This is a genomic window from Arthrobacter sp. H41, assembly GCF_000520535.1.
Classification (GTDB): domain Bacteria; phylum Actinomycetota; class Actinomycetes; order Actinomycetales; family Micrococcaceae; genus Arthrobacter_D.
In genome coordinates this window covers 69,544-76,224 of sequence record NZ_KI914789.1, presented here as the reverse complement: position 1 = coordinate 76,224, position 6,681 = coordinate 69,544, and the positions used below count along the sequence as shown (strand labels likewise).

The 6,681-nt window shown below is 69.2% G+C and carries 5 protein-coding genes and 2 pseudogenes; 2 read left to right on the top strand and 5 right to left on the bottom strand.

Annotated features, from left to right (window positions below; all coding sequences use genetic code 11):
* Positions 1-248, top strand: a pseudogene (locus Y705_RS22275) (RDD family protein); the annotation flags it as partial.
* 70 nt (positions 249-318) lie between these two features.
* Here the strand turns inward: Y705_RS22275 and ahcY are convergent.
* The 3 genes from ahcY to Y705_RS0108280 all read right to left on the bottom strand — a co-directional run bounded on the left by ahcY (position 319) and on the right by Y705_RS0108280 (position 2,522).
* Complete coding sequence (gene ahcY / locus Y705_RS0108290) at positions 319-1,818, bottom strand: adenosylhomocysteinase (RefSeq protein WP_026532522.1); 1,500 nt, start codon at positions 1,816-1,818, stop codon at positions 319-321.
* A 6-nt stretch (positions 1,819-1,824) separates the two neighbouring features.
* Positions 1,825-2,016 (bottom strand): Trm112 family protein, encoded by a 192-nt coding sequence (locus Y705_RS0108285; protein WP_026532521.1) that lies wholly within the window; start codon positions 2,014-2,016, stop codon positions 1,825-1,827.
* A gap of 119 nt (positions 2,017-2,135) precedes the next feature.
* Positions 2,136-2,522, bottom strand: coding sequence for a DUF3499 domain-containing protein (locus tag Y705_RS0108280; RefSeq protein ID WP_026532520.1), 387 nt, complete (start codon positions 2,520-2,522; stop codon positions 2,136-2,138).
* A 100-nt stretch (positions 2,523-2,622) separates the two neighbouring features.
* On the opposite strand from Y705_RS0108280, the gene Y705_RS0108275 reads away from it, so the two are divergent.
* Entirely contained in the window at positions 2,623-3,117 is a 495-nt protein-coding gene (locus Y705_RS0108275) for a metallopeptidase family protein (protein ID WP_026532519.1), read from the top strand.
* A 14-nt stretch (positions 3,118-3,131) separates the two neighbouring features.
* Here the strand turns inward: Y705_RS0108275 and Y705_RS18445 are convergent, their stop codons facing one another.
* The gene (locus Y705_RS18445; protein ID WP_049822471.1) at positions 3,132-4,793 is read right to left on the bottom strand and encodes a DUF5719 family protein; all 1,662 of its coding nucleotides are present in this window, start codon (positions 4,791-4,793) and stop codon (positions 3,132-3,134) included.
* Positions 4,790-6,681: pseudogene (locus Y705_RS18440) on the bottom strand (hypothetical protein); the annotation flags it as partial. The gene Y705_RS18445 and the pseudogene Y705_RS18440, both read right to left, overlap by 4 nt.

Sequence of the window (6,681 nt, the reverse complement as noted above, 5' to 3'; positions counted from 1 at the left end):
TCCTCGCGCAGGCGCCCCGCCTCACGCCTTCCGCCCGCTCCGTGCTCGCGGCGGAACTCGCATCGGAAGTGAGCCTCCTCGTCTCTCCCCCGCCACCGCAGGGCACCCACCCCGAGGAGTTCCTGCACGCGGTGATCGCCGCACGGCGCACCCGGGAGTTCCGAGCGATGTCCCGCCAACGGTCCCGCATCGGCGCCACAGCGGAGCGCCTCCACCGGCTGCCGTTCGGGCAGGACGGCAGGAACTGAAAGAGGCACGCAACGTCGGCTGCGTGCCTCTCGAGCCGGAGGTGATGTCCCGGCATTCCTGCTGTGCCGGTCAGTACCGGTACTGCGTGGACTTGTACGGTCCGGCGATATCGATGTCCAGGTACTCGGCCTGGCCCTTCGACAGTTCGGTGAGCTCCACGCCGAGCGCATCGAGGTGGAGGCGTGCCACTTTCTCGTCGAGGAGCTTGGGCAGGACGTACACCTGATTCGCGTACTCGGGGTTGCCCTCGGCGTCCGCCTGCTCCCATTTCGTGAAGAGCTCGAGCTGCGCGATGGTCTGGTTCGCGAAGGAGTTGCTCATGACGAAGGAGGGGTGCCCGGTGGCGTTGCCGAGGTTCAGCAGGCGCCCCTCGGAGAGCATGATGATCGAGTGCTGCGCGGTTCCCTCGGCCTCGTTCTCGGGGAAGACCCACTCATGGACCTGCGGCTTGATCTCGATCTTCTCGATCCCGGGGATGCGTGCCAGTCCGGCGATGTCGATCTCGTTGTCGAAGTGGCCGATATTGCCGACGATGGCCTGGTGCTTCATGCCCGCCATGTGGTGCGCCATAATGACGTCCTTGTTGCCGGTGGTGGTGATGAAGATGTCCCCCTCGCCCAGCACCGACTCGAGCCTTGCCACCTGGTAGCCGTCCATCGCTGCCTGCAGCGCGCAGATCGGGTCGATCTCGGTCACGATCACGCGTGCACCCTGCCCGCGCAGCGCCTCGGCTGCGCCTTTTCCGACGTCGCCGTATCCACAGACCACGGCGACCTTGCCGCCGATCAGGACGTCGGTGGCCCGGTTGAGGCCGTCGGGCAGTGAGTGCCGGATGCCGTACTTGTTGTCGAATTTCGACTTCGTCACGGAGTCGTTCACATTGATGGCGGGGAAGAGCAGCTTGCCCTTCGCCGCGAGCTGGTAGAGACGCAGGACGCCTGTGGTGGTCTCCTCGGTGACGCCCCGGATGCCCGCCGCGATGGCGGTCCATTTCTGCGGTTCGGACTCGAGGGTGCCGCGCAGGGTGTGGAGGAAAACCGTGTACTCGTGGGAGTAGTCGGCGTCGCCCTCCTGGGGATTCGCCGGCACAGCACCCACCGCCTCGAACTCCGCGCCCTTGTGCACGAGCATCGTGGCGTCGCCGCCGTCGTCGAGGATCATGTTGGGTCCCCGCCCGTCGGCCTGGCCGGGCCAGGTGAGGATCTGGGTGGCGGTCCACCAGTATTCCTCGAGGGTCTCGTTCTTCCACGCGAACACCGGAACGCCTGCGGGTTCCTCGATGGTGCCGGAACCGACCACGACCGCGGCAGCTGCCTCGTCCTGGGTCGAGAAGATGTTGCAGGACGCCCACCGCACCTCGGCGCCCAGCGCGGTCAGGGTCTCGATGAGCACCGCTGTCTGCACCGTCATATGGAGGGATCCGGCGATGCGGGCTCCGGCGAGGGGCTGGGCGTCGCCGAATTCACGCCGAAGCGCCATGAGGCCCGGCATTTCGTGCTCGGCGAGGCGGATCTGGTGGCGGCCGGCTACTGCCAGTGAGAGGTCTGCAACCTTGAAGTCGAAAGTCATGGGTTCCTAAAGTCGGGCTGGGTCATCGAGTAGTTCGGGGCGAAGAAGCACGGGGATGCCTTCCTCGAGCCGGTATTTGGGCCGTGCGCCGTCCGGGCCCGGCGCCGTCGAGATCAGGCCGCCACCCTCTTCGACGAGCTCCGACCCCGTGACCGGGCAGCGGAGGACGGCGAGCAGTTGCTGGGGCAGGTTCGCCATGGCTGGAACTTTCAGAGGGAGGACGGACGCTACGGATATTTCCCCCAAGGATACCGTCGACGACCGTCCCCGGCCGAACCGGGAGGGCGGAATAGTGTTCCCGGCCGGGTGGCCGCGAACTAGTGTTCCCGGAGAATCCGCAGATGTCCCCTGCGGGGTCCGGCGCCATCAGGGGGCGGTTCGATGGGTAGCTTGGTTCCCCGGTGGACGGCAGCCGCAGGTTGGGCGGAGCGGTCCATCGCCGCTTCGCGGACGGCGTCGGCGAGCGCCAGGAGGTCATCGGAATTGTGTTCGGGCGGTGCGGTCGGCAGGGTCAGGCGGACCACCTCCCAGCCCCGGGGGACGGTGAGCCGCTCGGCGTGGAGTGCACAGAGATCGTAGGTGTGGGGCTCCGCGTAGGTGGCCAGCGGCCCGAGGACCGCCGTCGAATCGGCGTAGACATAGGTAAGCGTGGCCACTGCCGAACGCTGGCAGGCTGAACGCGAACATGAACGGATGAATCCCACGAGGAGAAAGCCTACCGCCCTCCTGCTGCCCGGGGCACGCCGACAGGCCCATCGACCGGACACGGATGCGTTGGCGGAACTATGGGCTTAGAGTCTTTATATGCGGGAAGCTTCAACATTCTCGGTGAACCTGGCCGAAGCAGAAAGTTCCGGCCCGTCGGCCGGACGTTCGTTCTTCGAGCGCCGCAGGAACCGCCGTGGGCGCGGTATGCGGGGTGAGCTGATCGGTTCGCACCTCCCCGGTTTCCGCACCCGCTCGGAGCAGTTCGACGAGTGGGTGATGGAGTCCGCACAGCGCCTCGAGCGACTGTGGGGCGAGCGCATCCAGGACCTGCAGATTGTGGTCCAGGAGATTCCCGACGGCCTCGAGGACAGGACTCCCGGAAGCCTGCGCGGCCTCCTCGGGGCGGCCACCCCTGCCACACCCGGCCGTCCCGCTGTCATCACGGTCTTCCGTCATCCCATCGAGATGGCGGCCAAGGGCATCCTCCCGGTCAACGAACTCGTGCATGATGTCGTGATCGAGCAGACCGCGGAGCTGATGGGCATGGCACCGGAGGCCGTCGATCCCGCCTACGGACGCTCACAGGCCTGACCGGAAGTCCCCTCCTAATACCTCAGCTCCACCGGAATGCTCCTCCTGCCGCCTGGATCTTCGGAGATGGCGCTCACCGAGATTCCGGCCGTGTCGCCTCCAAGGGTTGCGACCTGCGCTCCGAACACCGGGCCTCCTGCGGCTCCGACGATCACCGCCACCGCACCGGGCCCGAAGGACGACGCCGGTACGGTCACCGACGTCGTCCCCGCGATGCCCACCACGCGCGGGTCGCCGATGGCGCCGTCGGCACCCACCGGCGTGAGCGATACCTCGGCACTGTCCTCGGGCGCCCCGAACACGAGTTGCACATCGACGCCGTCGGCAAGGACCACCGCGTGCTCGCTCCCCAGCCGCTCGGCCGCCGGCGCGCTGCCGAAGTCCACGGGACCACCTGCCGAGCCGCGACTGACGCGTGCGGCCGCCGCCACGGGAACATCCGAGGTGATGGCCACGGTGTAGCTGCCCTCGGCCAGGTCTTCGAGCGGAACGGTGCTGACGCTGCCTGCTGCCGCCGTCATCACTCCCCCATCGGGCAGGGGCACCTCCCCGTCGGGACCGAGGACCCGGATGTCGAGTACCGCGTCAGTGCTGCCGGGGACCAGGACCTGCAGCACCGGGGAGGCAGCAGCGTACCCGTCCTGCTCGCGGACGGCGCGGGCGGTGTCGGCATTCTGGAGTACGACGCCGGGAATCACCTGATCCAGTGCCGGCGGTGCGGCGGGCGCCAGCAACTCGACGCCGCCCGGCGTCAGGCCGCGGAGGACGCTCTGCTGGATCACCGCTGAGATGCGCCCGCCGTCGCTGCGGACGCGGACCGCAAGGTGCTCCTGGTTGCCGGCGAGCCCGGCGAGGACCACGTTCCGCGACTCCCCCGGCGGTACCAGATGACCGCCCGTTCCGGCGGCCTCCACCGGGCCGTCGGCACCGAAAAGCCCGAGGTCGACGACCGCGGGAATGTCGGTGGGGTTCGTGAGCACCAGGACCGAGGAATCGCCCACCTCGGTGGCACCGCCCAGGAGCACCATATCGTTGGACGGCGTCCGGCAGCTCAGCGCGCCAAGGCCGCGGAGGTCGCCGTCGTCAGCGGTATGGGTGAACGTCGCCCCGGCAATCGGTGCATTCCCCCACAGCGGGTCGGCCCGGAAGACGGTCGGCGCATCGACGGCGCCGTTGCGCGCCACAGCCGCCGTCCTGTTCGTTGCGACGTCGCCGCTGCTGCCGGCCGGTGGACCCGCTGATGCGGGACCAGAGGTTCCGGAACGTTCGGCGGGAACGGGCACTGGCACCCCGGCGCCGAGCGGGACAAGGGTGCCGGCCGGACGTGCCCCCCGAGGATCGCTGAGCACCATGGTGCCGGCGACAGTCTTCGCGGTCGAGGATACCGGGCTGAACGCGGGATCTTCGCCGGCGGAATTCCCGCTGGCTGGATCTCCGCTGAGGGCGGTGTCACCGAGGGGCCGGGGTGGCCCTGGGCACACGGCGGTGTAGGCCCCTGCCGGGACCTCGACGCGGGGAATCGGTACGCTCGGCGGCGGCGCACCGAATCCTCCTGCAGCGCTCACCCCGACCAGTGCCGCCGTCGCACCGAGGAGAAGAACGCCCAGTGCACCCGGCCGGCGGTATCCACGGCTGCACTGCCGTCCTGCCGCGCCCTGCGGGGCCGCAGCGCTCATGAGGCCCCGGCAGTCGCCATGCCGGGCTCCCTGTCGGCTTCGCTGGGAATGCCGGGATCCGCCGGCCCGTGGCCAGGTGCCGGAGTCCACCCGTCATCGGGGGTGTCCCGTCGGCCGGTCGGGAGAACCCGCGCAGCCCTCGGCCGCGATGGCACGGGTACTGCGAGCAGGGCGGTTGCACCGAACACGACTGCCTGGACCGCTTCGGTCCAGGGTTGCCAGGCACTGACATAGCCGACCGTCAGGTGCCCGCCCCGGGACGGCAGCACGAAGGTCTGTGCCCACCCTTCCGAGGTGCTTTCGAGCGGACGCCCGTCGAGCATGGCCTGCCACCCGGCATCAGCCCGCTCGGCGAGGACCAGGGTGCGTCCTTCGGCTCCTTCCTGGATACCGGTATCAATCCGGGTGATCCCGGACGGGACGAGGGCTTCGGTTCGGCCCTCCGCATCGACGATCCGGGCCCGGGCCGTCTGTCCGCCGGGATCCTCCGTTCCGTTCGACAGTACCGGGGGCGACACACGCCACAACCAGCCCGACGGCGTCTTGCCGACGGCGACCAGGCCCGGCACGGCATCGAGTTGTTCCGCCAGTAGGTCGGCCGCGGTATCGGACTGCTGGAGCACCACGTGCCCGACGCCGAACCGCCGCAGCTCCGCGCGCGGATCGGCTCCGGTGCCGCTCACCACCATTGCGGCGGCGTCACGGAGGGACGCCGTGGCGGCGTCGTCCGGGCGGATCTGCGGAGTGGTTCCGCTGCCGGACAGCCCGACGGTGGAGTTCAGCTGGGACGACGCGTCGAGTGTAGTGCCTCCGCCGCGCATGAGCGCTGCCGCGACACCGTCGCCGTTGCTTCCGTTGTTTCCGTTGTTTCCGTTGTTTCCGCCGATCGTCAGGACCAGGGTCCTGGTCCGGTCCGGGCCCGTTCCACGATCGGCGGCCGTGGCGGGCAGGATGCGCTCCGCGCCCGGATGCACCAGGATGCCGGTGCCGAAGTCCGTGCTTTCCGCAGGGCCGTCGCCGGTGGCCGAGCCTGAGCTGGTCGCGGGTTCCGGTGCAATTCCAGTGTCCGGTGCGTCCGGAAGGGAGAGCCCGACCGCCTCTGCGTCGGCTGCCTGCGCCAGCTGCGGGACGGTCCACAGGCCGAGGCTGGTGAGGGGACCTGCAGCAAGCACCATCGATCCTGCCAGAAGGAGGGCACGGACTGCGGGAGCCGGTTTTCCGGTTGGCCGGGGATCCCGAGGAACAAGGAGACTGTCTGCTCCCACCAGGGCGGCGGCCAGGAGGAACAGGACGACGCCCGAGACCAGCGGGCCGGTGAAGGGCGGGATCAGCGCGGTTCCGCTCGTCGCCACGGGGAAGGAGAGGGACGCAGCACTGACGCTCAGGCACAGCAGCGCCAGAGCCCATGCGGCAAGGGCACCCGGTCTGCCGCTCGTGGGGCCGAAGAGGGCGAAAACGGCAAGGACCACTGGAGGTGCGCCGATGAGGAGCACCGGAACCAGTGCCCAGGGACCAGAGCCCAGGAACTCCAGTGCCTCCGGCGGTACCAGCGGGTCGAAGGCCACCGGAAATCCGAGGAGCTGTTGCCAGAGGTCGGCCGCTGTGTATTGCAGGGGAATCCCCGGATCCGCCAGGACACCCCGGAGAGCGCCGGACGCCGACCCCGCGAAGGGGACGAAGAGTGCGAGGGCCGGAAGGACACTCCACCACAGGGTTTTCGCGCGCCGGCGCAGGATCAGCTGGGTACCGGTCACACCGAGGAGGGCCACCACCAGCAACGACGGCGCTGCTGCCGTCACTGCGGCGAGCAGCAGACCTGCAGCAGCGGCCGCCGTCCAGCTGGGAACCCCGTACGATCCGTTCTGCGTCGCTCCAGCCCGTCCGGGCC

Excerpts from the sequence above, each read along its gene's own strand:
- ahcY (WP_026532522.1), bottom strand. The coding sequence starts at position 1,818 with ATGACTTTCGACTTCAAGGTTGCAGACCTCTCACTGGCAGTAGCCGGC.
- Y705_RS0108285 (WP_026532521.1), bottom strand. The coding sequence starts at position 2,016 with ATGGCGAACCTGCCCCAGCAACTGCTCGCCGTCCTCCGCTGCCCGGTC.
- Y705_RS0108275 (WP_026532519.1), top strand. The coding sequence starts at position 2,623 with ATGCGGGAAGCTTCAACATTCTCGGTGAACCTGGCCGAAGCAGAAAGT.
- Y705_RS18445 (WP_049822471.1), bottom strand. The coding sequence starts at position 4,793 with ATGAGCGCTGCGGCCCCGCAGGGCGCGGCAGGACGGCAGTGCAGCCGT.